The sequence below is a fragment of the Euzebya rosea genome, assembly GCF_003073135.1.
GTDB lineage: Bacteria > Actinomycetota > Nitriliruptoria > Euzebyales > Euzebyaceae > Euzebya > Euzebya rosea.
This window is the reverse complement of record NZ_PGDQ01000008.1, coordinates 51,412-73,832: the sequence shown is the minus strand read 5'-3', so window position 1 is coordinate 73,832 and position 22,421 is coordinate 51,412. Positions and strand designations below refer to the sequence as shown.

Here is a 22,421-nt window from a genome sequence, read left to right as displayed (position 1 = left end):
GGTGCCCGACCCCTAGTTGTCGGGGGTCCAGGGGGTGCGGGGGGCGTCCCACCAGCGCTGGGCCAGCGCCCGGCGATGGCGCACGTGCAGCTCGTCGGCGGCCTCGGGGTCGTCGGTCAGGTCGATCAGGCCGCCGACCAGCGTGGTCAGCTCCTCGATCGCGACGCCGGACGCGGCGACGATGACGTGGCCGTCCTCGCTGGTCCGGTGTGCCAGGCGCACCGGACGGGATCCGACGCCGCACCTGCCGAACGTCCAGCCGTCGTCGGTCGCCTCGTCCCACTGCATCTCCGTTTCCAGCGCCGCCATCAGCGACGCGGGCGCGACGCCGGCGTTGGTCCTGCGGAGCTGCGCGAACAGCAGAGGGGTGGCCATGCGCTCGGCCATCCAGTCGACGTCGACGTCGGGACGGACCCCGGCGACCACGACGGCCCGGTCGCCGACCGTGCGATAGGTCAGGCGGACCGCGGAGAGCGTGTCCTCCTCCACCTCCACCGACAGGTCGGTCGGCGCCCACCGACGGGGCCCGGGGGGCAGCGATGCCCAGGGGAAATCGAGGTGAGGCATCACGCGATCGACGTCGATCACGCCATCCTCGGCTTCGAGCTGCTGTTCGAGGTCCACGGCGGTGGCGGTCATTCTGGTCGAGCTTCCGGCAGGGGATATTCGAGCATGCCGACGGCCCGGCGTCGACCCGTCGTCCCGATCAGGTATCGGCAGAACCCTGCGCAGCTTGAGGATCAAGCTTGTAGCCCACCCCGCGGACGGTCCCGATCATCATGTCGTAGTCGTGGCCGAGCTTGGCGCGGAGCCGGCGGACGTGGACGTCGACGGTCCGGGTGCCCCCGAAGTAGTCGTAGCCCCACACCTCCGCCAGCAGCTGCGAGCGGGTGAACACGCGCCCGGGGTTCGCCGCCAGGTAGCTGAGCAGCTCGAACTCCCGGAACGTCAGGTCGACGGGTTCGCCGCGCAACCGCACGACGTAGGTGTTCTCGTCGATGGTCAGGTCCCCGACGCGCGAAACGTTGCCACCGGTCGCCGACTCGCGCTCCGCCAGCAACCGGATACGCGTCTCCAGCTCCGCCGGGCCGGCCTTGGGAAGGATGATGTCGTCGAACCCCCACGTCGGCTTGAGGGCCGCCAACCCGCCCTCGCCCACCACGACGAGGATCGGCCGCTGCACCTCGCTGGTCGCGGCGGCACGGCAGGTCTGGGAGGCTCCCGCCAGGTTGGAGGTGGCGTCTACGACGATGACCTCGCAGTCGGGTGCGGCGCTCAGCGAGTCGGGTTCCAGCGTGGCCGCGACGAGCGTGTGGTCAAGGAACTCCAGGGCAGGCAGGAGCTCGGTCGGACGCCCCGTCCCACCGATCAGCACCAGCAGCTGCATGGCCGTCCTTCTCCTCTTGTCCTCGTTCCGACAGCGGGCAACGCTAGCAAAATCGAGCAGCGACTAGGATTCGACGCCATGGACACCCCTGTGGTCACGGTCAGGCTGTTCGCCGCGCTGCGCGATGCCGCGGGCACCGGTGAGGTGGCCGTGGACGCGCCCACGACGCTGCCGGCGTTGCTGGACGAGCTGTCGCAGCGGTTCGGCCAACGCTTCGCCGATCGCCTGCGTGTCGCGGCGGTCATGGTCGACGGCACGCCGACCGACCCGGAATCCGAGCGCACCGTCACCGCAGGTGCCGAGGTTGCGTTGCTGCCACCATTCGCCGGAGGGTAGCCGTGCCGGCCATTGCAGGGTTGGGCCCCGCCGCGACGGGGCTGGCGATGTCGGGACTCGCCGTCCTCGGCCTGGCGACGGTGGAGCTGCTCGCACGGGCCGCCGTCCGTGCCCGGACGGCCGCCCTGATCGCCGACGTGCTGGCCCCCAGCGACGACCTCGTGGTGACCGTGCCGGTCCTGCCGCTCCTGCCCAGCCTGCTGCGGCGCCGGGTGCCCATCGTCCTGGCCCGCTGCGACCGCGCGATACTCCCGGGTGTCGAGATGGAGGAGGTCCGGCTGTCGTTCGTCGGCCTGGTGATCGGGGTCCGCCTGGATGTCGTCGCCGGTACCGGGCTGCTCGTCGCGCGCGTGCCGGCGGCGGAGGTGCTGCGCCGGGCCGGCGTCCGCGGGTCGTTGGAGATCGGCGACGGCGCGGTGACGGTTCGCTGGCCGCGCACGGGCTTCGCGGGGATGCCCCGCGTCGGCGTGCGCCTGCGTCCCACGCTCGCCGGGGACCGCATCCGCCTGCTCCCGACCCCGCTGTCGATGTCCCTGCCGCCCCTGCCGGCCGGGACGACCCTCGTGACCGTCGAGGCCGGGGACAACGCGCTCGTGGTCACCGCACGGCTTGAGTTGCCAACGTTGCTCAACACGCGCTGACCGGTTAAGTACTGTTTCCACTGTCCGCGCCGGGGGTCGAGTGGGTACAACAGGGCCATGTCCGGAACGGTCAGCGTCACCCGAGCCCTCGGCTCCTCGACCCGCGCAGGGATCTACGACCACCTGCGCCAGGTCGACGGCGCCCTGACGGTCCGGGACGTCGCCGACACCTTCGACCTGCACCCCAACGTCGCCAGGACCCACCTGGGACTGCTCGCCGAGGCCGGCCTCCTGACCGTCGGGCAGCGCAAGCACCCCGGCGGTGGCCGTCCCGCCCGCGTCTACCGGGCCCGCCCCGAGGTCGAGGACGACCACGCGGTCCTCGACAGCGCCGCGCAGCCCGCCGGCGGTGCCGCCGCCGCGCTGATGGTGCGCCTGCTCGTCACGTTGCTGGACCGCCCCGGCGGCCCGCCGCTGGTCGCCAGGGCCCTGGAGGCATCTCGCGACGAGGGCCGTCGGCTGGTCAGCGCGCTGCCGGGCGAACCACCCACGTCCCGCGCGATGACCGACGCCGCCCAGCGCGCCGTCCGGGCCATCCGCGCCTACGCCCCCGACGCCCGCGTCGACCGTGCGGGCAGCGACTGGGCGGAGGTCAGCGGCCTGTCGCCGGCTGTCGCCCTGGTCGAGCGACTCGACCCGGCGCTCGCCGAGGCCCTCGAGCGTGGCCTGCTGGCCGGCGCCACCGAGGGGTCGGGCGTCATGGTCGACCTGGCCGAGACCTCCGGCGGGGCCCACCACGGTCGTGTGTGGCGCATGCGGGCCACGGGTGGTCGCGCCCCCCGCTCAACGATCACCCCGGCCGCCACCCTCGACGCCCGTGGCCAGGCGCGCGACAGCGGCGTCGTCGAGGCCATGCGTGCCATGACCGACCTCCACGCAGGTGACGTCCTGGAGGTCCTCGCAGAGGGGCCGGGCTCGCCGGCCTCCTTCGCGCGCTGGGCGGACCGTGCCGGCCACTCCCTGCTCGCCGTCGAACGCGCACAGGATGCCGGCGGCCGCCCCGCCATCCGCCTGCTGATCGAGAAGGCCTGACATGCGGACCACCGTCCTGCTGTCCGCCGGCGACTGCTGGCCGCTCCACCTGTCCGCGCTGCTCAGCCAGAAGGGCGAGGAGGTGACCGTCGTCCTGCTGGACCGCGGCGCCGACCTGGCACGCCCTGCCCACCCCTCCAACGACCGCGTCGCGACGTCGCTCGCGGCCGGAGCCGCCGTGCTGGTCGACGTCGATGCGCTTCGTCGACGGGGCATCCCCGCCACGGCGGTGGCCGACGGCATCAAGCCCACCGACATCCCCGCGGTCGGCGACCTGCTGGTCGACGGGACCGACAAGGCGGTGTGGTTGTGATCGCCTCCGCCGCGCTGGTCCTCAACGCCGGCAGCGCCACCGAGCAGACGATCACGGCGCTCGGGCTGGTCGAACGACTCGTCGAACGTGGCGTCACGGTTCGGGTGTTCGCCCACGACGAGGCTGCCGTGCTGTCCGCCGGCACCCACCCCGTCGCGAAGGCCGTCGAGGGCCTGATCCGCAAGGGCGTCCTCGGCGGGCCGCTGCAGTGGATCGTGGAGACCGACGCCAGCGTGGCCCTGGGGGTCGACGGCCGGCAGGCCACTGGCGTCATCGAGGGCGACCACGCCGAGCTGTGGGGTGTCGTCCGCGACGCCGACCTCGTCCTCTCCGTCGGCGTGGGGAGCTGAGCGCACCATGCCCCGTCGACTCGTCAGCCTGATCCGGCACGCCCCCGGCGCCCCCCGTGGTGCCGAGCCGTCCCTGGAGGCCAACGCCTACGCCGTCACCCAGGACGTCGACCTGGTCGTCGTCCTGCTCGAGGACGCCGTGCGCCTGGCCGTCGCCGAGGGCGAGACACCCCCGCGCCGGATCGGCGACGCCCCGTTCCCCCCAGCAGCCGCCGCACACGACCTGCGCGCGCTGCTGGAGAGCGGGATCCGCGTCGTCGCACACCAGCCGGCCATGGCCCGTCAGGGCATCGGTCCCGAGGACCTGCTGCGCGGCATCGACGTCGTCGGTGACGACGACGTGGCACAGGCCATCGCCAACGCCGAGGGGGTCCTCACGTGGTGACCGACACGCTGATCCCGGCGCTGTCGGACATCGATGTCGAGGAGGCTGCCCGCGAGCTCGAGGGCGCCCCAGCCATCGACATCCTCCGCTGGGCCAGGGCCTGCATCCCCCGGTTCGCCGTCACGTCCAGCTTCGGTGCGGACGCCGCCACGTTGCTGAGCCTCGTCGCCGAGGTCGACCCCGACCTGCCCGTCCTGTTCCTCGACACCGGCTTCCACTTCGCCGAGAGCCTCGCCTACCGCCACCTGCTGGCCAACCGGCTGGGACTGCGCAACGTGATCGACGTGCACCCCGAGCTGACCGTGGCGCAGCAGGCCGACCGGTACGGCCCCGCCATGTACCTGCGTGACCCCGACGTCTGCTGCGCGCTGCGCAAGGTGGCCCCGCTGGACGAGGTGCTGCAGGGCTACGACGGCTGGGCCACCGGCGTGCGGCGGTCCCAGACCCCCGACCGGGCGACCACGCCGGTGGTCGCCACCGCGGACAAGGGCGGCCGCACGCTGCTGAAGGTGGCCCCGTTGGCGGCCTGGACGGCAGCAGACGTCGCCGGCCACCGCCGCCTGCACGACCTGCCGCCCCACCCGATGGCCGACCGCGGCTTCGGCTCGATCGGCTGCGCCCCCTGCACCCGCCCGACCGCACCGGGCGAGGACGACCGCGCCGGCCGCTGGGCCGGCCGCAGCAAGACCGAGTGCGGCATCCACCTGGAATCCACCCCGCGCGTCTGACCGCGCGTCCCCTCCCCTCGCAGTCGAGGTGACCGACATGCCACAGCCAACCTCTCCCACACCGCTGATGATCGACGTCCGCGGACCACGCTTCTCCGCCGCGCTGACCTTCGTGGTCCTCGCGACGGCCTACCTGACCCAGTCGGCAGCCGTGCTGGCCGTGCAGGTCGTCGTGTTCGCCGTCGCGGCGATCGCCGGGCTGCGCTGGTCGCCGTACGGCAACGTCTTCCGGTTCGTGAAGCGACGCTTCGACCTGGGCCCGCCACCGGAGACCGAGCCCGAGGCGGGACCGCGGTTCAGCCAGGTGATGGGCCTGATCTTCAGCGGCGCTGGGCTGGCTGCCGTCCTCGTGGGTGCCTCGACCCTCGGCTGGGGCCTGGTCCTCGTCGTGGTCGCCCTGTCGGGCCTGCTGGCCGCGACCGGCATCTGCGTCGGCTGCGAGATGTACGCCGTCGGGCAGCGCCTGCGCGGAGGTACCGCCTGATGGATCGCGTCCTCGTCCTGCTGATCGTGATCGGGGCCACCGCGGTGTTCAGCGCGTGGTGGAAGGCCCGTGACGGTCGTGTGCGTGGTACCGCGGACCGCCCCCACCCCGACCACGACCGGCCCGACCCGGTCGCGGGATCGTCCACCTCGCGGTGGTCCACCCTGCCGGTCGAGGCCGCTGACCTGGCCGTCGCCGTCACCCCGTCGACGCCGCTGGTGTTCGTGGAGTTCACCGCCCCGAACTGCCGCCCCTGCGTGGCCACCCGCGAGGTGCTCGAGCGGGCCGTCGCCGGCCGGGACGACGTCGGCATCGTGGCCCTCGACGTCGCCGAGGCGCTGGACCTCGCCCGGTCCCACCGGGTGATGCGCGCCCCGACGACCCTGTTGATCACCGACGAGGGGCATCTGCTGGGTCGCGTCAGCGGCGTCCCCCGCGAGGACGAGCTGCTGGCCCTGCTGGGCTCCACGGCCCCCCAGCCGGCCTGACCGGTCGTCGCGAACGCGCGTGTCGGGTTCCTGCGACGGGCGGCCCGTTACCCGACACGCGGTCAGTAGACCAGCGCCGTGGCGTCCGGCCGGGTGGCGAGCTCGACGAACAGGGCCGAGCCGCCCATCGCGGTGCCCTCGCGGAAGCTCGACGGCTCCAGCCCCCGACGGGCCGCGCACGGCGTGCAGACCGTGACCGAGCCAGCGGCGTAGACGGCGTCCAGCAGCTCCTCGACTCCTGCGGCGTGCTCGACCTCGATGGCGCGGCCGATCCCCGGCAGTGCCAGCCGCACCCCCTCCATGGCGAGGAAGAGGTGTACGTCGGCCCCGCCGGCCACGCCCGCGGCGGCGACGTTGCAGGCCAGGTTGGCCCGCTCGGGATCGTCGGCGGCGTGGGTGGCCTTCACCACCAGCAGGCGAGACAGGGCGGCCCGATCTGACGGGGTGGGGTCGGACGGGGTGGGGTCGGACACGAGGGCTCCTGGGAAGGGAGGGGACGGCCGCCAGTGTGGCTCAGCCGTGGGCCGCGGCGTCGTCGGCGACCACGATCACCCGAGGCCCTCGGCGGATCAGGCCGGCCGGGATCGACGGGTCCCCGTCCATCAGCTGTCGCAGCGCCACGTGCTTGTCGGCCCCGACGACCTGCCAGACGAGCACGCCGATGCGGTTGATCGCCTCGGCCGTGAGGGTCAGGCGGACCGCCCCCTGATAGGGGCCGGCCAACGCCACGTCGACGCCGGTGACGTCCAGCACGGGGTCACCCGGGATCAACGAGGCCGTGTGGCCGTCGGTCCCGATCCCCAGCTGGGCCACGTCCACGACCTCGGGGACCGGGTAGTCGTCCCCCTCGAGCGGCATCGGGTGTCCCACCGCACCGGTCGGGACGACCAGCGTGTCGCGGATCGCCAGCCAGTTGCGTGCCGGATCGTCCGCACCGACCTGTCGCTCGTCGACCTGCAGGACGTGCACGGCCTCCCACGGCACTGCGTCGACGGCGGCCATCAGCGGGTACATCGCCTTGGGTGTTCCGCCGCCGGACAGGGCGACCGCCCTGGGCGAGGTCCGGCCGGCCGGCAACGGCTGCGCCAGGACGTCGGTGATCAGCTCGGCGGTGCGGGCGGCGACGGCTGCCTCGTCGGGGAGGACCTCGAGGGTCGGGGTGTCGGCCATCAGTGCTCGTGGTCCTCCGGCAGGTGCCAGGTGCGTGGGGCGATCAGGTCGGTTGCGGCCTCGGGCCCCCACGACCCCCGGGCGTACGGCAGCGCACGCGGCGGACGGTCGAGGATCGGCTTGACGAGCTCCCACGTTCGGCCGATGCCGTCGGCCCGGGTGAACAGCGTGCGGTCGCCGAGCAACGCGTCGTGCAGCAGCCGCTCGTAGGCGTCCAGCTGCACCCCGCCCGTCGCCCCGAAGTCCTGCTCGTAGCTGAAGCGCATCGACGCCTCACCCAGGCGCAGCCGGGGGCCCGGACGCTTGGCGAGGAAGGAGATGGTCACCCCTTGGTCGCCGGCCATGTCGAGGGTCAGGTGGTCGTGGGCGTCGGGCCGCAGGCCATGGGCGGCGAACATCTGCCGGGGCGGCCGCTTGAACGCCAACGTCATGGTCTGCCGCTTCTCCGCCATCGCCTTGCCGGTGCGCAGGTAGATCGGCACGCCGGCCCAGCGCCAGTTGTCGATCTCGATGCGAGCGGCGACGAACGTCTCGGTCGTGGAGTCCGCCGCGACCCCCTCGGCGTCGGTGTAGCCCTCGTACTGGCCGAAGACGACGTCCTCGCATCGAAGGGTCGACATCGACTCGAAGACCTTGCGCTTCTCGTCCATCAAGGGCGAGGGGTCCAGCGACACGGGTGGTTCGAGGGCGATGATCGACAGGACCTGGAACAGGTGGGTGACGACCATGTCGCGCAGCGCACCGGTCGACTCGTAGAACGACGCACGGCTGCCGATGTCGATCGACTCGGGCGAGTCGATCTGGATGTGGTCGATGTGCTGGCGGTTCCAGACCGGTTCGAACATGCCGTTGGCGAACCGCAGGGCCAGGACGTTCTGCAGCGTTTCCTTCCCGAGGAAGTGGTCGATCCGGTAGATCTGCTCCTCGGTCAGCACCGAGCGGACGGTGTCGTCGAGCTCGGCGAAGGACTCCGCGTCGGTCCCGAACGGCTTCTCGAACACCACACGGGCTCGCTCGTGCAGCCCCGCCGCGCCGAGTCCCTCCGTGATCGGGCCGAACGCCGACGGCGGGACCGCCAGGTAGAACAGCCGGGTGGGCTCGCCACCCATCTCCTGCTCGGCCTCGGCGACGGCGTCGGCGATGCGCGAGGGGTCATCGGCGTCGAACCCGCCCCCGCGGTAGCGCAGGTGGCTGGCGAACTCGGTGAACGTGTCCTCGTCGTCGGCGGTCACCTCGCGGTCGAACTCCGCCAGTGCGTCGCGGGCGAACTCGCCGTAGGCCTCGTCGGCCATGTCGGAGCGTGACGCCCCGATCAGCACCCACCTCTCGGGCATCAGCCCGGCACGATGGAGGTCCCACAGCGACGGGATGAGCTTGCGGCGTGCGAGGTCGCCGTTGCCGCCGAACAGGACGATGACCGCATCCGGCGGCGTCAGGTCGCGATCACCCATCAGCCGGGCCCTCCGAGGGTCCCGCCGCCTTCACGGCATGCCCGCCGAACTGGTTGCGCAGCGCCGCCAGCAGCCGTTGGCCGAAGGCGTTGTCCTCACGGCTGGCGAAGCGGTTGAACAGCGCGGCGGCGATGGTCGGGGCGGGGACGGCAAGGTCGACGGCGGTCTGCACCGTCCAGCGGCCCTCGCCCGAGTCGGGCACCCAGGCGTCGAGCTGCTCCAGCCCGGGATCGGCATCCAGGGCACGGGCGGTCAGGTCCAGCAGCCACGAGCGCACCACCGACCCGTGGCGCCACACCTCGGCCACCTGGTGCAGGTCGATGCCGAAGTCGCCGGCGGCCAGCAGCTCGAACCCCTCGGCGTAGGCCTGCATCATCGCGTACTCGACGCCGTTGTGGATCATCTTGACGTAGTGGCCGGCACCGACCGGGCCGACGTGCGCCCAGCCGTCCGGCGGGGCCAGCGTCTCCAGCGCCGGCGACAGCCGCTCGATCGCCTCGTCGGTCCCGCCGACCATCAGGCAGTACCCCTCATCGAGGCCCCAGATGCCGCCGGAGGTGCCGGCATCGACCATCAACACGCCGTCCTCGGCCAGCGACTCGGCCAGGGCTACGGAGTCGCTGAAGCGCGAGTTGCCCCCGTCGACGACCACGTCCCCGGCATCCATCAAGGTCCCGAGGGTCCGCACGGTCCGTTCGGTGATCTCCCCCGAGGGGACCATCACCCACACGACCCGTGGCGCGGGCATGGCGGCCACCAGCGCCTCGAGGGAGTCCACCCCCGTCGCGCCCGCCTCCGCTGCCGATGCCACCGCCTCGGCGCTGACGTCGTGGGCGACCACGTCGTGGCCCCCGCGCAACAGGCGGACGGTCATGTTGCCGCCCATCTTCCCGAGTCCGACCATCCCGATCTGCATGGCGCGATCCTTGCGCAACTCGGCCGCCGGCGCACTGGATCAACGGTGAGAACGGTCGGGACCCATGGCCCCGGACCGACGGGGACCTTGGTCCCGCGGGACGCGTGCCACAGGGCCTTGGGCGATCTCGGGCAGAAGGCGATTGTTGGTCGTGACATCAGCCACCCCCGAAAGATCGATGACTTGGAGGTCATCATGCTCACCACACGATTCCGCACCCTTGGGTTCGTCCTTGCCGCGTTCGGCATGGCGTTCCTGATCGGCGGCGGCTACGCCTGGACCCAGGTGTCCGCCGGCTACGACAGCCTGGAGGCGTTCAGCGAAGCGCAGAACGTCACGCTGTCCTACAACGAGGACGGTCAGCTGATCGACCGCGGCGAGACCGCAGGCGCCGAGGCGATCATGACCCTCCTGACCGAGGACTGGGGTTACCCGGTCGTGGAGGCCGACTTCGACCCGGCCGACCCGCTGGTCAACACCGCCAGCGAGTACATGTTCCAGATGGCGACGGTCGGCTACCACGTCCTGCACGGCACGCAGACGGTCGTCCTGGACGAGGCCGTGGAGTACAACGGCGAGACCTTCGACGCCGGCACCTACGACTTCGAGGTCGACGGTCGCTACTGGACCGGCTTCGACCGCATGCACCCCATCGAGGGGCCTGCACGCGAGATGGCATGGTCCGGCACCGTGCACGGCCTGTTCGGTGAGCTCGGTGTCGGTACCGTCACCGCCTCCACCCTGCAGCTGGGGGCCGGCGTGGCCGCCCTCGTCGCCGGCATCGGCCTGACCCTGCTGGTCGCCGGCCTGGGCCTGGCCTGGGCGGCCGGTGGACGCACCCCGGAGCAGGCCGTCGTCGAGGCCACCCCTGGCCTGACGATCCCCGAACGAGAGCTCGTCACCCGCTGACGACCCTCCCCGAACAGCAGCACCGCCCGGGATCACTCCCGGGCGGTGCCAGTTTTCACTTGTGCATCCAACACTCAGCGGTCTCTGCCGGTGCACCGCAGTGCGCCTCGGCGGGTGTGACCACGTCCCGCAAACCACGTAGCGGGTGATGAGCGTGGATTCGCATCGGCGTCCGTGTGATCGGTTCCGGATGCAAGAAGAACCGAGGACGCCTAGCGGCGCATCACCTCGACGGTCACGCAATGATCACTGGTCATTGTGGTTGGACCACCTCCTTTCAGTCGTGCCGGTGAGTCTAGCTCCGTGCGCACGCGGGGGAAGGGACAACTCGGAACGGACCCGGCCACCTGCGCGACCGTGGCTACCGTGGAGCCATGACCCAGCCCCCCACCGACCTGCTGACCGACATCCCGGCCATCCACCGCAGGCCCGACGGTGTGATCCGCGTCGGCGGTCCCGACCGCATCGGCTACCTGCACTCCTTGCTGAGCCAGGATGTGGAGGGCACCAGACCCGGCGACGTCGCGGAGTTCCTGTACCTCGACGCCAAGGGCGAGCACCTCGCGGCGGGCACGCTCGTCGTGCACGCCGAGCACGTCCTGCTGCTGGTCCCTTCCGACATCGTCGCCGAGATCGCCGACCGGCTGGACCGCTTCCGGTTCATGATGCAGGTCGAGGTCACCGACATGACGGGCGAGTGGTCGCTGGCGAGCCTCCGCGGTCCGGGCGAGGTCGACGCGCCCGGGGCACGCAGCCAGCCGGGCACCGCAGCCCCGCACGGCGAGGGGCTGGTCATCCGTGACCGCGACGGCGGGGTCGACCTGCTGGGACCGACGTCCTGGGTCGACGACCGCGTCGAGGAGCTCGTGGAGGACCGCGGCCTGCCGCTGGCGTCCGCCGAGGACTGGGAGCGTCACCGCATCGCCACGGGTCGTCCCGGCTGGGGCAGCGAGATCACCGCCGGCCGCCGGACCCAGGAGCTGGGGCTGCTGCCGACCCACGTGCACCTGCGCAAGGGCTGCTACCCGGGTCAGGAGTCGATCGCCAAGATCTTCAACCTCGGCCGTCCACGCCGGGCCCTGGCCGTCGTCGAGACCGACCAGGCCCTGGCCGCCGGTGACTCCCTCGGCGAGGGACGCCGTCCGGGTGAGGTGACGAGCGCCGCCGCGACGGGTGACGGACGGACCGTCGCGATGGCGCTGCTGCCGCTGGTCGACGGCGAGCTGCCCGAGACCGTCGAGACCCCCGGCGGGGTCGTGCGCGTCCGTGCGCGCGTCGGCGCCGGCCTCCCCCTCCGCGGCGCCTGAACCCTGCCGGGCTGTCCTCACTTGCCGGGCAGCCGAGTCGCCTCCCTGCGGGCCTCCTCACGAGCTCCGGGGGGTCCTCGGTCGGCTGCTGCCCGGGCTGTCCTCACTTGCCGGGCAGCCGAGTCGCCTCCCTGCGGGCCTCCTCACGAGCTCCGGGGGGTCCTCGGTCGGCTGCTGCCCGGCTCAGGCGCCCTTGCGGTCCGCCTTCACCTCGTACATCGCCTCGTCGGCGCGATGCAGCAGGCCGGACACCGAGTCGCCCGGGCCGGCCTCGGCCACGCCGATCGATGCGCCGACCGACAGCTGCTTGCCGGCCCACGGGATGGGGTCGGCGATGAGGTCCACGAGGCGCTCGGCGAAGGCCTGGGCGTCGACGTTGGGCCGGATGACCAGCACGAACTCGTCACCGCCGTAGCGCGCGACGAGGTCCTCGGTTCGCACGCTGCTGCGCAGGCGGTCGGCGATGGTCGCCAGCACCTGGTCGCCGGCGGCGTGGCCGTGGACGTCGTTGACCTCCTTGAAGCCGTCGAGGTCGACCATCAGCACGTTGGGGAAGCTCTGCCCGGACAGGTGGTACTGCAGCACCTCCAGCAGCTGGAACCGGTTGGCCAGTCCGGTCACCGGGTCGTGGCTGGCCTGGTAGGCCAGGGACCGGCGCTGCTCGTTGAGGCTGCGCATCGCCCGGGTCCGCGCGGTGATGTCGGTGACGACCAGCAGCAGGGCACCCGGCGGTCCGTTCTCGTGGCTGATCGGCAGGCAGTCGACCTGCCAGTGCACCTCGCCCTCGGGTGAGGTCGAGGGCACGCCGGTCACGACGTGGCCGAGCTCGGCCCGTCCCGTGCCGACGACGGCCCGACAGCGTTGCTCGATCTGCCCACCGAGGTGACCCAGCAGCTGCACGGGCGTGGATCCGGTGGCGGTCCGCGGGTCGACGCCGTAGAGCTTGCCGAGCGCCTGGTTGACCATGACGTGGCGCAGCTCCAGGTTCAGCACCCCGGTCGGCGTGGGCGAGCTGGTCAGCACGATGTCGGCGACACCGCTGATCAACCACGGGGGCAGGTCGCTGCTGGGGGTCATCGGCCTGCCTCCCATCCCGCGACCACCGGACCGGCGATGATCTCGTCGACGCTGATCGCCGGGGAGAACAGGAACCCCTGCATTCGGTCCACGCCCATCTCCAGGATCATGTCGGCCTGCTGGTCGGTTTCCACGCCCTCGGCGACGACCACGAGGCCGAGCAGGCGACACACGTCGACGGTCGCCCTGACGATGCCCACGGACCGTTCGTCTCCGGGCAGGCCCGACACGAAGGAACGGTCCAGCTTGACCACCGAGACGGGGAGGTCGTGGAGCCGTCCGAGGGAGGAGTACCCCATCCCGAAGTCGTCCAGGGCCACGCCGAAGCCGAGCTTGCGCAGCTCCCGGAGGGTCACGAGCGCCCACGAGTAGTCGTCGATGACCGCCGACTCGGTGATCTCCAGGGTCACGTCGGAGGGGCTGAGGCCGACGTCCTCCAGGCGGGCGGTCAGCTCGGAGGTCAGCAGCGGGTCGCGCAGGTTGACCGGTGACACGTTGATGGACAGGCCGGCCTGCACACCCCCGTCCCGCCAGCGCCGGCAGTCCAGCAGCGACTGGGCGAGCATCACGGTGAAGAGGGGCGCCACGAGACCGGTGCGTTCGGCCAGCGGGATGAAGGTGTCGGGGGTGATCGCCCCCAGCGTGGGGTCGTCCCAGCGAGCCAGGGCCTCCGCGGAGATCAGCACGCCGTCGCCGTCCACGATCGGCTGGAACAGCGGCCTGAACCCGCGCTCGTCGGGCTGCTCGAGGGCATCGGAGAGGCTGCTCACGATGTCCAGCCGACGGCGGACGACCGCGGGGTCCTCGCGCTGGTGCACGACGAGGCCCTCGTTGGTGTCGTGGGCCGTGGCCGCAGCGATGGTCGCCCGTGTGGTCAGGACCTCAGCCCCACCCTCTCCCTGGGCGATCCCGACGAAGGCGCGCAGCCGCAACGACACCCCGCCGATCACCATCGGCTCGGCGATGCGCTCGCGGATCCGTCGGGCGAGGTGGTGGGCAGGCAGGAACGGACGGGCACGCATCGCCACCGCGAAGCGTTCGCCGCCCAACGACCCCGCGGGCCAGTCCTGGGCCACCTCGGCGATGCGCTGGCCGACGGCCGCGAGCACCTCCTCGGCGGGGGTGTCGCCGAGCACCGTCTGCACGTCTCGGAATCCGTCGATGACGATGACCAGGACCGCGGGGTTGCCTTCGCCCTCGCTGAGCAGGGTCTGGGCGGCGGCGACGAACTCGGGTCGACCGGGCAGCTCCTCTGGGACCGGGACCGCCTCCTCGCCGGTCGGGACCGGTGTCGCGACGGGGCGACCGAGCACGCCGGCGGCGAGCAGGCCGACCACGACGGGGACGAGGGCGGCGGGGGCCTGTCCGGCAACGACGACACCGAGGACCACCAGACAGGCCACGACCACACCGGTTGCCACGAGGCGTGCACGGGCAGCACCGTCGGACGCACGCTCCCCCTCGGGATCGTCCGCGCCCACCACGGAGTGCACCATCACGGGCCATACCGTATGCCAGCGGGCGGTCTCGCGGCAGGCAGGTTCGGTGAACCGCCCGACGGTGCGAGGGACGGCACCCCGACGGTGGTCACAGTAGCTGCTGGATCGCCTTCAGCGCGCGCTCGGCGTGGGCCTTGGCCTGGGCCCGCTTCCACACCTTCACGACGGTGCCCTCGGCGTCGATCAGCACGGAGGACCGGATCGGTCCGATGGAGGTCCTGCCGTAGAGGGTCTTCTCGCCCCACGCCCCGTAGGCCTCCATGACCTCGTGGTCCGGGTCGGCCAGCAGCGTGTGCGGCAGGTCGTGGTTGTCGCAGAAGGACCGGTGGCTGTCGACGGTGTCCGGCGACACGCCGAGGACCGCCACGCCGGCCTCGGTGAAGTCCGCCCAGCTGTCGCGGATGTGCTGCGCCTGGATGGTGCAGCCGGGTGTCTCGTCCCGGGGGTAGAAGTACAGCAGCACCGGCTGACCTCGCAGTCCGGACAGGGAGACGGTGTTGCCGTCCTGGTCGGGGAGCTCGAAGTCGGGTGCGGTATCGCCTGCGGCGACGTTCACGTCGTCACGTCCTTGATCTGGTCGAGGGTGCTCGGGTGGTCAGTCTGCGGGATCGTCGGCCAGATCCGCGAACAGGGCAGCCGAGGACGCCACCGGCGACGGGCGCTCGGGGTCCGGCGGTGGGCGCGGCGGCGGAGGGATGGGTGGTGGCGGCGGCACCGGCACGACCGCGACCGGCGTGGCACGTCGCGCCTGGTCGTCCGGCCCCTCGGCGGCCGGTGCCCCGTGGCCGGGGTCCGTGCCCGCGGGAGGGGCAGGCCGATCGCTGACCCCGACGAGGTCGGCCCGGAGGTCGTCGAAGGACGGGGCGGGTGGACGCAGCACGTGCACCACCCCAGCGGCGTGCAGGCCGTGCACGACGCGAGCCGTGGTGTCCGGGTCCTCCCCCGCTCGCCGGGCGATCTCGGCGATGGAGTTGCGTCCGTCGATGTGGGTCAGCAGGGCCCACTCGCGCGCTCGCAACGACATCCGCACGTCGGCATCGTCGGAGCCGAAGTCGACCACGGCGTCCATGCCGCCCAACCGCCAGGCGATCACGTCGGGGGCGTCGAGCCGCCTCGACGCCTCCATCAGCGCATCCTGCATGCCCGAGCCCAGCGGCACGTCCCACTTCACCGCCGCGTCCGGGACGAACCGCCATGCACCACGACGGCGTCCGATGGCCAGCGCCAGCGTCTCGAGGATCTGGTCCCGCACGGCGTCACGCAGGGTCTCGCGGTCGACCAGCCCCATGTCCACGAGGACGTCCCCGATCCTGACGTCGCCCGGCTCGCGACGCTGGTGGTCCAGCGCACGGTCCAGGCTGCCCTGCGGCAACCCGGCCTCGGCCACGAGGATCTCTCCGAGCCGGCGACGACCCTCGGTGGCGACCGCGGTGTGGATCCGCCCCTCACGGAACCAGATCCGCACCTCGGGCTCGCCGGATGCCTCGTCGGGCAGCAGGTGGAGACAGCCGGTCCGTGACTCGGCGGCCAGACGCCGGCACACTACCGATGTCGGTTCGTTCTGCAGTCGACCGGACTCCACGACGGGAGCGTAGCAACTGGCCCAGTTCCTCCAGCGACATGCCTGGCCGGCCGCGGTCGTCGCCGCCGGCCTCGTCGTGCTGCTCGCGATCCCGGCCGCGGCAGTCCAGGGGACGGGGAGCTCGTCGGTGTCGGAGGACGCCGACGTCATCGAGGCGACCCGGGACCTCGAGGACGCCCAGCGCACCTACGACGACACCCTCGACCGCCTCGACGACCTCGCCTCGGGGTACGAGCAGGCGCTGGCCCATGCCGAGCGACTCGAGGGCGAGCTGTCGGGTGCCGAGACCCAGGTCGAGGAGGCCGAGGCCGCCGTCAGGGATGCGCAGGCACGACGTGCCGAGCAGATCCGGCAGGCCTACAAGCAGCCGGGGGTCGACCTGCTGCGCACCTCCGGGGCGTTCCTGCTGGCCCCCGACGTCGGCTCTGCCCTCCACGCCTCGGCGGTGATGACCACCGTTGCGACGGAGACCGCCGCGCAGGCGGTCAGCCTGCACGCCGCCGCGGAGCGGGTGGTCGACAACGTCGCCAACCAGCAGGGGATCCAGGCCGGGACCGCGTCGGCGATGCAGGACCTGCGCAACCTGACCGTCGTGTTCGACGACGCCCTGGAGGAGGCGGCCGCGGCCGTGTCGGCGGCCGAGGAAGCCCTCGCCGAGGCGGAGGAGGACGCCGAGCGGCAGCAGCTCGTCTCCACGGGCTATCAGGCGTCCTTCGGCTACGTGCCTCCCGGCATCCTGCGCGAGGTCACCCTGCCCGGCGGCACCCAGGTCATGACGTGCCCGCTGGGCCAGCCCAACGGCTTCATCGACTCGTGGGGGTTCCCGCGATCGGGCGGTCGTCGGCACCAGGGGGCCGACATGTTCGCGGCCTACGGCATGCCGCAGTTCGCCGTCGCCGACGGCTACATCCGCCGGGTCTTCCACAACACCCTCGGCGGCCTGTCCATCGACCTGATCGACAACCTCGGCAACCGCTACTACTACGCCCACCTGTCGGCGGCCTACGTGACGGACTACCAGACGGTCACCGTCGGCCAGCTGATCGGCGCCACGGGACAGAGCGGCAACGCGGCCGGCACGCCCCCGCACCTCCACTGGCAGTTCCACCCCGGCGACGGCGGACCGATCAACCCCTTCCCCCTGGCTGCGGCGCTCTGCCGATGACCACGTCGTCGGTCGCGTCCGTGCACGGCCAGCCCGTCGGTGCATCGCATCGGTCTACACTCCGGAACACACGATGACTGACCCTGCCCCGTACCGCCGGCGCATCGACCGGATCACCGACGAGGACTTCCTCGACGGCCTCGCCGACCTGACGCCCGCGGACATCCGCACGATGCGCGACGACTGTCGCGAGGAGGAGGCGCGGCTGTCCTACGCCCGCCGCCTGCTGCACGGCCAGCTCGACATCGCCCGGGCAGAGCTCCAGCGTCGTGAGGGGTCCGACACCGACTCGCTCGTCTCCACGCTGACGACGATCCTGACCGACGAGGTCGCCGGCGGGGCACGGTCGGTCAGCAACAGCGAGGTCTACGTGCCGAGTGGCCCGCAGGGTCGTCGCCGCGGTGACCGGGTGCTGGAGGAGATGCCGCTGGGACGGCTGCCGGACCTGTCCGATCCGGAGCTGGTCGCCGCCGTGCAGCGCTTGACGGAGGAGGAGCAGGCCATCTCCGCCCTGCGCCGCAAGGTCATGGACAACCTCGACCGGCTGCAGCAGGAGCTCATCGCGCGCTACCGCGACGGAGCCGCCTCCATCAACGACGTCGTCAGGACCGTCGAAGGTTGACCGGCTGATCGGCCCACCGGCCGGTCCACGGGCCGTGCCGTGCCGCCACCAGCGCATAGGCTGCCGGCCGTCATGCCCTCCTCCACCTCCCTGCTGGTCACCGTCACCCGTGACGGTGTCATCGAGTCCGGCCACGTCGGCGACGTCGTCGTGGCAACACCCGACGGCACCGTGACGACGCTGGCGGGCGACGCGACGCGGCCCGTCTACCCGCGGTCGGCGCTCAAGCCGTTCCAGACCACCGCCGTGCTGGCCACGCTGCAGGACCTGGGCCTGCAGCCGGACGAGGAGCACCTGGCGATCATCAGCGCCAGCCACGACGGCGGAGACGACCAGCAGGTCGCGGCCGCATCGGTGCTGGCCGAGGCGGGCCTGGACGAGTCGGCGCTGCGGTGTCCCCCGGACTGGCCGATCAACGAGGCGGTACGGGTCGAGCTCGACGCACCCACCACGCTGTCGCACAACTGCTCCGGCAAGCACTCCGGGATGTTGTGGGCTCACGTCGCCGCGGGGCACGACCCGGCCAGCTACCTCGACACCGACACCGTCCTGCAGCAGCGGATCGCACGGGCCCTGGCCGAGATCCTCGACGGGCAGCCGCAGGGACCGGGCATCGACGGGTGCGGCGCGCCGGCATGGCTGACCACCCCGGGCAGTCTGGCCACCGGCTTCGCTCGCCTCGCGGCAGGCACGACACCGGCGCTTGCTGCAGTTCGCGATTCGATGGTCGTCCACCCCGAGCTGGTCGGGGGTCCGTCCCTGCCCGACACCAAGCTCATGCTGGCGGACGCCCGCGTCGTCGCCAAGCGAGGGGCCGAGGGTGTCATGGGCTGCGGCTTCGTCCACGAGCGGCTCGGTCCGGTCGGGATCGCCGTCAAGATCCAGGACGGGGCGGACCGTGCGGCCGGCCCGGCCACCGCCGCCGTCATCGAGGCGCTGGGCGGGGTTCCGGCCCCGGACGTGCGTCGGGTTCCGGTGCTCGGGGGCGGCGTTCCACACGGCTGGATCAGCGCGGTCCCGGAGCTGTCGACCCGGGCCACCGAAGCCTTCGGCCTCTCCTGACACGACCCGGCGACCGTCCGCCGGTCGACCCCGCGGAATCGCACGAAAATAGTTGGTGCTAACTCTTGCACGCAGTGCTTGCAACTGTTAACGTTGCAGACAACGGGGGCAAGCAGTGCCCTCCGAGACTCCAGACCATCAAGAGCCGAGGGTGAGGTGAGTGCCGTGAAGGATCCGAAGGACGCCATCGACGCCGCGGGTGACACCGTGAGGGACGTCGCCGATGCGGCCGACCGTCGCGTCCGCGACCTCGGCGGCTTCATCCGGGAGCAGCGCGAGGCCGCGCAGCTGTCGGTTCGCCACCTCGCCAAGCGCGCCGGGGTCAGCAACCCCTACCTCTCCCAGATCGAACGCGGCCTGCGCAAGCCGTCCGCGGAGATCCTCCAGTCCATCGCGTCCGCCCTGCGCATCAGCGCCGAGACGCTCTACGTCAAGGCCGGGATCCTCGAGGAACGGCAGACGGACCTGGCCAGCGCCATCCTCAGCGACCAGACGCTGACCGAGAAGCAGCGCCGGGCGCTGCTGGAGATCTACAGGTCGTTCACGGCCGGCCACGACGAGGTCGACACGACTCGCCAGGCCGACGACGACGCACCTGGCGAGGCCGAGGAGCACGCCTCGTAGGTCGTCGATGACGACCGGGCGCCGATGAGGTGCCCAGCAAGTGTGGTCAGGGGCGGCCGGCGTCGAACCGTGCTCCGCCCTCCAGCGGTCCGCTGGCCCCCCTGACCCTTCCCACCCATGCACACACCTGCCCGATGACGGGCACTTCCCGAGAAGGACACACCACCATGGCCACCACCGCCAAGAAGACCACCGCCAAGAAGGCCCCCGCCAAGAAGACGACCGCCAAGGCCACCACTGCCAAGGCCAGCACCGCCAAGGCCAGCACCACCAAGAAGGCCCCGGTCAAGAAGGCCGCGACCACCAAGACCGCCGCCACCGGGACCGCCACCACGACCAGGGCGCAGGACGGCTTCCGCCTGTCCCTCGCCGGTGTCGACCTGGCTGCGGAGGACGTCAAGGGCTTCGTCACCGACTACGCCTACGCCACCGTCGGCGCCAGCGACCGTGTCGTCGAGGTCGCCCGTGAGCTGCCCGAGCGCCTCGAGAAGCTGGGCAAGGCCCGCACCGAGCAGGCCGAGTCCTTCGTCGCCGAGACCCGCGGCAAGGTCGAGACCTTCGTCAAGGAGGCCCCCGCCAAGCTGCAGGCCGAGCTGAACGACGGCGTCGAGACCGCGCGCAAGGAGTTCGGGACCTACGCCACCCGTGGCCGCAAGGTCGTCGACACCCTGTCCAGGAACGAGACCGCCAAGAAGGCGCTGGACCGCACCGAGACGGCCCGCACCCAGGTCGCCCAGGCCGTGACCAGCCTCCGCAAGGTCGTCGAGCAGGGCCAGGACCGCGTCGAGCAGGCTGCCGAGCGCGTCGGCCTGCGTCGCACCGCCGAGTAACCCCGTCGCACCGGACGGTCGGGCCTGCACCGCCTCGACCGTCCCCGTGCACATCCCGCCGCGGCGTGGAGCACCCGCCGCCTCGCTCCCGCCACACCACGACCCCCGCATCCGTCCGGTGCGGGGGTCGTGCCCTGTCCGGGTCGGGTTCGTGCCGTGCCCACCGGGGCAGGCTGCCCGCGATGGGAAGATGCTTGCCGTCCTGTGACGTTTATCCTTTGCCGCGGCCGCGGTGTCGCGGCTCGAGGTACGGACGACACGGAGAGTGACTCGGGAACCCATGACTGACGACCAGGCGCTTCGTCGGGTTGGCCTCGTGGCCGTCCACACCTCTCCGCTGGCGCAGGCGGGAACCGGCGACGCCGGGGGCCTGAACGTGTACGTGGACAACGTCGCGCACGGACTGGCCCGTCGCGGGGTCGAGGTCGACGTCTTCACCCGCCGCCCTGCAGGTGACGTCCCCTCCACGGTCGAGGTCGAACCCCGGCTTCGCGTTCACCACATCGAGGCCGGGCCACCCGAGGCCGACAAGTCCGAGCTCGCTTCCCACCTGTGCGCGTTCTACCTGGGCCTTGCCGACCACCCGGCCGCCCGGGCCTCCCAGATCCTCCACGCCCACTACTGGATGAGCGGCTGGGTCGGGCTCCGCGCACAGAGCCGCCTCGGCATCCCGCTGGTCCAGACCTTCCACACGCTCGCCAGGCAGAAGAACGCCACGCTGGCGCCCGGCGACAACCCCGAACCGGCGCTGCGGCTGGCCGCCGAGCAGCGTATCGCCGTGCACGCCGACGCCATCGTGGCGCCGACTCCCGACGAGTCGGCGTTCCTGCGCCGGGAGATGGGCGCGTCGCGGGTGCACGTCGTCGAGCCCGGCGTCGACCTGACGACCTTCAACACCGCCGCGGGCCGCTCGTGGACCGCCGACCTGCTCGGTGGTGGTCGTGACGCCCGGATCGTGCTCTTCGTCGGCCGCCTGCAGCCGCTGAAGGGACCCGACACCGCAGTGCGGACCATCGCGGCGCTGGCGGCAACCATGCCCGCGGACGCCCCTCCGGTGCGGCTGGTCGTCGTGGGTGGCCCCAGCGGCAACGGGGCCGGGGTCGTCGACCCGCCGGCCCTGCAGGCACTCGCCGAGCAGCTGGGCGTCGCTGACCGCGTGGCGTTCCTGTCTCCCCGCAGCCACGAGCAGCTCGCCGCGCTGTACCGCGCCGCCGACGTGGTGCTGATGCCCAGCCACTCCGAGAGCTTCGGGCTCGTGGCCCTCGAGGCGCAGGCATGCGGCACCCCGGTCGTGGCCACCGACGTCGGTGGCCTGCGCCACGTCCTCGGCCCCCTCGACGGGGAACCCGGCGGCGGCACGCTGGTGGCCGAGCACGACCCCAACGCCTTCGCCAAGGCGCTGATGCCCTACCTGCTTGACCCGGCCGTCCGTGCCGACGCCGCCGACCACGCCGTCCGGCGCGCGGACCGGTTCTCCTGGGACGCCACCGTCGAACGGACCCTTGCGGTCTACGAGCAGGCGCTCGGGTTCCGCGACACCGCCGTGCAACGAGGCGCCTGATGGGTCGGGGAGAGGAGTCCCTGCGAGGTCGGGCGGTCGAGGCGATCGAGACGTGGGTGGCTGCCCAGGAGGACCTCGAGGTCGAGCGGCTCGACGACCACAGCTGGGTCGTCGCGCTCGCCGGGGAGAAGAAGCGGACCATCGGGCTGTTCCTGAGCGTCGGTGACCGCACGCTGGTCGCCCAGGCCCACTTCATGCGGGCGCCGGACGAGAACGTCGCGGCCCTGTACGAGCTGCTCCTGAAGCGGCACCAGCGCAGCTACACCCTGCGGTTCTCCGTGGAGGACACGGGCGACATCCTGCTGGTCGGTGTCGTGCCCCTGCTCGCCGTGACGGCAGAGGAGATCGACACGCTCGCCGGGGCGGTCCTGACCGTGGCCGACGAGACCTTCAACGCGGCCCTCCGGCTGGGCTTCGAGGGCTACATCGAACGGGAACAGCGCTGGCGCGAGCACACCGGGCAGGGTCGCAACCCCATCTCCTGAGCCGAGCCGTAGGCTGG

Annotated in this window: 28 protein-coding genes; 18 read left to right on the top strand and 10 right to left on the bottom strand. The window is 72.1% G+C overall.

Annotation, left to right across the window (positions count from 1 at the left end; translation table 11 throughout):
* Positions 1-12 precede the first annotated feature (12 nt).
* Together CUC05_RS12485 and CUC05_RS12480 are read right to left on the bottom strand one after the other, a co-directional pair.
* On the bottom strand, positions 13-639 hold the full coding sequence (locus CUC05_RS12485) for a hypothetical protein (RefSeq protein ID WP_108666446.1): 627 nt from the start codon (positions 637-639) through the stop codon (positions 13-15).
* A 67-nt stretch (positions 640-706) separates the two neighbouring features.
* Positions 707-1,387 (bottom strand): winged helix-turn-helix transcriptional regulator, encoded by a 681-nt coding sequence (locus CUC05_RS12480; RefSeq protein WP_108666445.1) that lies wholly within the window; start codon positions 1,385-1,387, stop codon positions 707-709.
* Between the two features lie 78 nt (positions 1,388-1,465).
* Between CUC05_RS12480 and CUC05_RS12475 the strand changes: the two genes are divergently transcribed.
* The 9 genes from CUC05_RS12475 to CUC05_RS12435 are packed head-to-tail and all read left to right on the top strand — an operon-like array spanning position 1,466 to position 6,144.
* Positions 1,466-1,723 carry a MoaD/ThiS family protein gene (locus tag CUC05_RS12475; protein ID WP_108666444.1) on the top strand — a complete coding sequence of 86 codons (258 nt, stop codon included), beginning with the start codon at positions 1,466-1,468 and terminating at the stop codon, positions 1,721-1,723.
* 2 nt (positions 1,724-1,725) lie between these two features.
* The gene (locus CUC05_RS12470; RefSeq protein WP_157965500.1) at positions 1,726-2,364 is read left to right on the top strand and encodes a hypothetical protein; all 639 of its coding nucleotides are present in this window, start codon (positions 1,726-1,728) and stop codon (positions 2,362-2,364) included.
* Between the two features lie 57 nt (positions 2,365-2,421).
* The gene (locus CUC05_RS12465) at positions 2,422-3,396 is read left to right on the top strand and encodes a sulfurtransferase TusA family protein (protein ID WP_108666442.1); all 975 of its coding nucleotides are present in this window, start codon (positions 2,422-2,424) and stop codon (positions 3,394-3,396) included.
* A 1-nt stretch (position 3,397) separates the two neighbouring features.
* Positions 3,398-3,709: a hypothetical protein gene (locus CUC05_RS12460; RefSeq protein WP_108666441.1), complete on the top strand. Its 312-nt coding sequence runs from the start codon at positions 3,398-3,400 to the stop codon at positions 3,707-3,709.
* Positions 3,706-4,059, top strand: coding sequence for a hypothetical protein (locus tag CUC05_RS12455; protein WP_108666440.1), 354 nt, complete (start codon positions 3,706-3,708; stop codon positions 4,057-4,059). The genes CUC05_RS12460 and CUC05_RS12455 overlap by 4 nt, the downstream gene beginning before the upstream one ends.
* Positions 4,060-4,066: 7 nt before the next feature.
* Positions 4,067-4,444: a DsrE family protein gene (locus CUC05_RS12450; RefSeq protein ID WP_108666439.1), complete on the top strand. Its 378-nt coding sequence runs from the start codon at positions 4,067-4,069 to the stop codon at positions 4,442-4,444.
* Positions 4,441-5,172 (top strand): phosphoadenylyl-sulfate reductase, encoded by a 732-nt coding sequence (locus CUC05_RS12445; RefSeq protein ID WP_205712300.1) that lies wholly within the window; start codon positions 4,441-4,443, stop codon positions 5,170-5,172. The genes CUC05_RS12450 and CUC05_RS12445 overlap by 4 nt, the downstream gene beginning before the upstream one ends.
* Before the next feature lie 37 nt (positions 5,173-5,209).
* Positions 5,210-5,656: a DUF4395 domain-containing protein gene (locus tag CUC05_RS12440; protein ID WP_108666579.1), complete on the top strand. Its 447-nt coding sequence runs from the start codon at positions 5,210-5,212 to the stop codon at positions 5,654-5,656.
* Positions 5,656-6,144: a thioredoxin family protein gene (locus CUC05_RS12435; protein WP_108666437.1), complete on the top strand. Its 489-nt coding sequence runs from the start codon at positions 5,656-5,658 to the stop codon at positions 6,142-6,144. Before CUC05_RS12440 ends, CUC05_RS12435 begins: the two co-directional genes overlap by 1 nt.
* Before the next feature lie 62 nt (positions 6,145-6,206).
* Here the strand turns inward: CUC05_RS12435 and CUC05_RS12430 are convergent, their stop codons facing one another.
* From CUC05_RS12430 to gnd, 4 genes are read right to left on the bottom strand one after another with little or no spacing between them, the layout of a single operon-like run.
* Complete coding sequence (locus tag CUC05_RS12430; RefSeq protein WP_205712299.1) at positions 6,207-6,617, bottom strand: DsrE family protein; 411 nt, start codon at positions 6,615-6,617, stop codon at positions 6,207-6,209.
* A gap of 40 nt (positions 6,618-6,657) precedes the next feature.
* On the bottom strand, positions 6,658-7,314 hold the full coding sequence (locus CUC05_RS12425; RefSeq protein ID WP_108666436.1) for a 6-phosphogluconolactonase: 657 nt from the start codon (positions 7,312-7,314) through the stop codon (positions 6,658-6,660).
* Complete coding sequence (gene zwf / locus CUC05_RS12420) at positions 7,314-8,765, bottom strand: glucose-6-phosphate dehydrogenase (RefSeq protein WP_108666435.1); 1,452 nt, start codon at positions 8,763-8,765, stop codon at positions 7,314-7,316. Before zwf ends, CUC05_RS12425 begins: the two co-directional genes overlap by 1 nt.
* Positions 8,758-9,681, bottom strand: coding sequence for a phosphogluconate dehydrogenase (NAD(+)-dependent, decarboxylating) (gene gnd / locus CUC05_RS12415; RefSeq protein ID WP_108666434.1), 924 nt, complete (start codon positions 9,679-9,681; stop codon positions 8,758-8,760). Before gnd ends, zwf begins: the two co-directional genes overlap by 8 nt.
* 195 nt (positions 9,682-9,876) lie before the next feature.
* Between gnd and CUC05_RS12410 the strand changes: the two genes are divergently transcribed.
* Positions 9,877-10,590 carry a hypothetical protein gene (locus CUC05_RS12410; RefSeq protein ID WP_157965499.1) on the top strand — a complete coding sequence of 238 codons (714 nt, stop codon included), beginning with the start codon at positions 9,877-9,879 and terminating at the stop codon, positions 10,588-10,590.
* A gap of 374 nt (positions 10,591-10,964) precedes the next feature.
* Complete coding sequence (gene ygfZ, locus CUC05_RS12405) at positions 10,965-11,897, top strand: CAF17-like 4Fe-4S cluster assembly/insertion protein YgfZ (RefSeq protein ID WP_108666432.1); 933 nt, start codon at positions 10,965-10,967, stop codon at positions 11,895-11,897.
* A 183-nt stretch (positions 11,898-12,080) separates the two neighbouring features.
* On the opposite strand, the gene CUC05_RS25880 is transcribed toward ygfZ, so the two are convergent.
* From CUC05_RS25880 to CUC05_RS12385, 4 genes are all read right to left on the bottom strand, one after another.
* Complete coding sequence (locus CUC05_RS25880) at positions 12,081-12,974, bottom strand: sensor domain-containing diguanylate cyclase (RefSeq protein ID WP_170127999.1); 894 nt, start codon at positions 12,972-12,974, stop codon at positions 12,081-12,083.
* Positions 12,971-14,470: a putative bifunctional diguanylate cyclase/phosphodiesterase gene (locus tag CUC05_RS12395; protein ID WP_108666430.1), complete on the bottom strand. Its 1,500-nt coding sequence runs from the start codon at positions 14,468-14,470 to the stop codon at positions 12,971-12,973. The genes CUC05_RS25880 and CUC05_RS12395 overlap by 4 nt, the downstream gene beginning before the upstream one ends.
* A gap of 91 nt (positions 14,471-14,561) precedes the next feature.
* Positions 14,562-15,029, bottom strand: coding sequence for a thioredoxin-dependent thiol peroxidase (gene bcp, locus CUC05_RS12390; RefSeq protein ID WP_108666429.1), 468 nt, complete (start codon positions 15,027-15,029; stop codon positions 14,562-14,564).
* Between the two features lie 39 nt (positions 15,030-15,068).
* The gene (locus CUC05_RS12385) at positions 15,069-16,055 is read right to left on the bottom strand and encodes a DUF4388 domain-containing protein (protein ID WP_170127998.1); all 987 of its coding nucleotides are present in this window, start codon (positions 16,053-16,055) and stop codon (positions 15,069-15,071) included.
* A gap of 127 nt (positions 16,056-16,182) precedes the next feature.
* Between CUC05_RS12385 and CUC05_RS12380 the strand changes: the two genes are divergently transcribed.
* From CUC05_RS12380 to CUC05_RS12350, 7 genes are all read left to right on the top strand, one after another.
* Positions 16,183-17,220 (top strand): M23 family metallopeptidase, encoded by a 1,038-nt coding sequence (locus CUC05_RS12380; RefSeq protein WP_108666427.1) that lies wholly within the window; start codon positions 16,183-16,185, stop codon positions 17,218-17,220.
* A 73-nt stretch (positions 17,221-17,293) separates the two neighbouring features.
* A complete protein-coding gene (locus CUC05_RS12375; protein WP_108666426.1) occupies positions 17,294-17,842 on the top strand; it encodes an RsiG family protein in 549 nt (182 codons plus the stop codon).
* A 72-nt stretch (positions 17,843-17,914) separates the two neighbouring features.
* On the top strand, positions 17,915-18,904 hold the full coding sequence (locus CUC05_RS12370) for an asparaginase (RefSeq protein ID WP_108666425.1): 990 nt from the start codon (positions 17,915-17,917) through the stop codon (positions 18,902-18,904).
* Positions 18,905-19,069: 165 nt separating this feature from the next.
* Positions 19,070-19,528 carry a helix-turn-helix domain-containing protein gene (locus tag CUC05_RS12365; protein ID WP_276308894.1) on the top strand — a complete coding sequence of 153 codons (459 nt, stop codon included), beginning with the start codon at positions 19,070-19,072 and terminating at the stop codon, positions 19,526-19,528.
* A gap of 167 nt (positions 19,529-19,695) precedes the next feature.
* Complete coding sequence (locus CUC05_RS12360; RefSeq protein ID WP_108666424.1) at positions 19,696-20,358, top strand: hypothetical protein; 663 nt, start codon at positions 19,696-19,698, stop codon at positions 20,356-20,358.
* Between the two features lie 280 nt (positions 20,359-20,638).
* Entirely contained in the window at positions 20,639-21,919 is a 1,281-nt protein-coding gene (locus tag CUC05_RS12355) for a glycosyltransferase (RefSeq protein ID WP_108666423.1), read from the top strand.
* Positions 21,919-22,404 (top strand): YbjN domain-containing protein, encoded by a 486-nt coding sequence (locus CUC05_RS12350; RefSeq protein ID WP_108666422.1) that lies wholly within the window; start codon positions 21,919-21,921, stop codon positions 22,402-22,404. Before CUC05_RS12355 ends, CUC05_RS12350 begins: the two co-directional genes overlap by 1 nt.
* The last annotated feature ends 17 nt before the right edge of the window (positions 22,405-22,421 follow it).

What these genes read in the sequence shown, in the direction of transcription:
- CUC05_RS12485 (WP_108666446.1), bottom strand. Translation starts at nt 639, where the DNA reads ATGACCGCCACCGCCGTGGACCTCGAACAGCAGCTCGAAGCCGAGGAT.
- CUC05_RS12480 (WP_108666445.1), bottom strand. Translation starts at nt 1,387, where the DNA reads ATGCAGCTGCTGGTGCTGATCGGTGGGACGGGGCGTCCGACCGAGCTC.
- CUC05_RS12475 (WP_108666444.1), top strand. Translation starts at nt 1,466, where the DNA reads ATGGACACCCCTGTGGTCACGGTCAGGCTGTTCGCCGCGCTGCGCGAT.
- CUC05_RS12465 (WP_108666442.1), top strand. Translation starts at nt 2,422, where the DNA reads ATGTCCGGAACGGTCAGCGTCACCCGAGCCCTCGGCTCCTCGACCCGC.
- CUC05_RS12460 (WP_108666441.1), top strand. Translation starts at nt 3,398, where the DNA reads ATGCGGACCACCGTCCTGCTGTCCGCCGGCGACTGCTGGCCGCTCCAC.
- CUC05_RS12450 (WP_108666439.1), top strand. Translation starts at nt 4,067, where the DNA reads ATGCCCCGTCGACTCGTCAGCCTGATCCGGCACGCCCCCGGCGCCCCC.
- CUC05_RS12440 (WP_108666579.1), top strand. Translation starts at nt 5,210, where the DNA reads ATGCCACAGCCAACCTCTCCCACACCGCTGATGATCGACGTCCGCGGA.
- CUC05_RS12435 (WP_108666437.1), top strand. Translation starts at nt 5,656, where the DNA reads ATGGATCGCGTCCTCGTCCTGCTGATCGTGATCGGGGCCACCGCGGTG.
- CUC05_RS12425 (WP_108666436.1), bottom strand. Translation starts at nt 7,314, where the DNA reads ATGGCCGACACCCCGACCCTCGAGGTCCTCCCCGACGAGGCAGCCGTC.
- zwf (WP_108666435.1), bottom strand. Translation starts at nt 8,765, where the DNA reads ATGGGTGATCGCGACCTGACGCCGCCGGATGCGGTCATCGTCCTGTTC.
- gnd (WP_108666434.1), bottom strand. Translation starts at nt 9,681, where the DNA reads ATGCAGATCGGGATGGTCGGACTCGGGAAGATGGGCGGCAACATGACC.
- CUC05_RS12410 (WP_157965499.1), top strand. Translation starts at nt 9,877, where the DNA reads ATGCTCACCACACGATTCCGCACCCTTGGGTTCGTCCTTGCCGCGTTC.
- ygfZ (WP_108666432.1), top strand. Translation starts at nt 10,965, where the DNA reads ATGACCCAGCCCCCCACCGACCTGCTGACCGACATCCCGGCCATCCAC.
- CUC05_RS25880 (WP_170127999.1), bottom strand. Translation starts at nt 12,974, where the DNA reads ATGACCCCCAGCAGCGACCTGCCCCCGTGGTTGATCAGCGGTGTCGCC.
- CUC05_RS12395 (WP_108666430.1), bottom strand. Translation starts at nt 14,470, where the DNA reads ATGGTGCACTCCGTGGTGGGCGCGGACGATCCCGAGGGGGAGCGTGCG.
- CUC05_RS12375 (WP_108666426.1), top strand. Translation starts at nt 17,294, where the DNA reads ATGACTGACCCTGCCCCGTACCGCCGGCGCATCGACCGGATCACCGAC.
- CUC05_RS12370 (WP_108666425.1), top strand. Translation starts at nt 17,915, where the DNA reads ATGCCCTCCTCCACCTCCCTGCTGGTCACCGTCACCCGTGACGGTGTC.
- CUC05_RS12360 (WP_108666424.1), top strand. Translation starts at nt 19,696, where the DNA reads ATGGCCACCACCGCCAAGAAGACCACCGCCAAGAAGGCCCCCGCCAAG.
- CUC05_RS12355 (WP_108666423.1), top strand. Translation starts at nt 20,639, where the DNA reads ATGACTGACGACCAGGCGCTTCGTCGGGTTGGCCTCGTGGCCGTCCAC.
- CUC05_RS12350 (WP_108666422.1), top strand. Translation starts at nt 21,919, where the DNA reads ATGGGTCGGGGAGAGGAGTCCCTGCGAGGTCGGGCGGTCGAGGCGATC.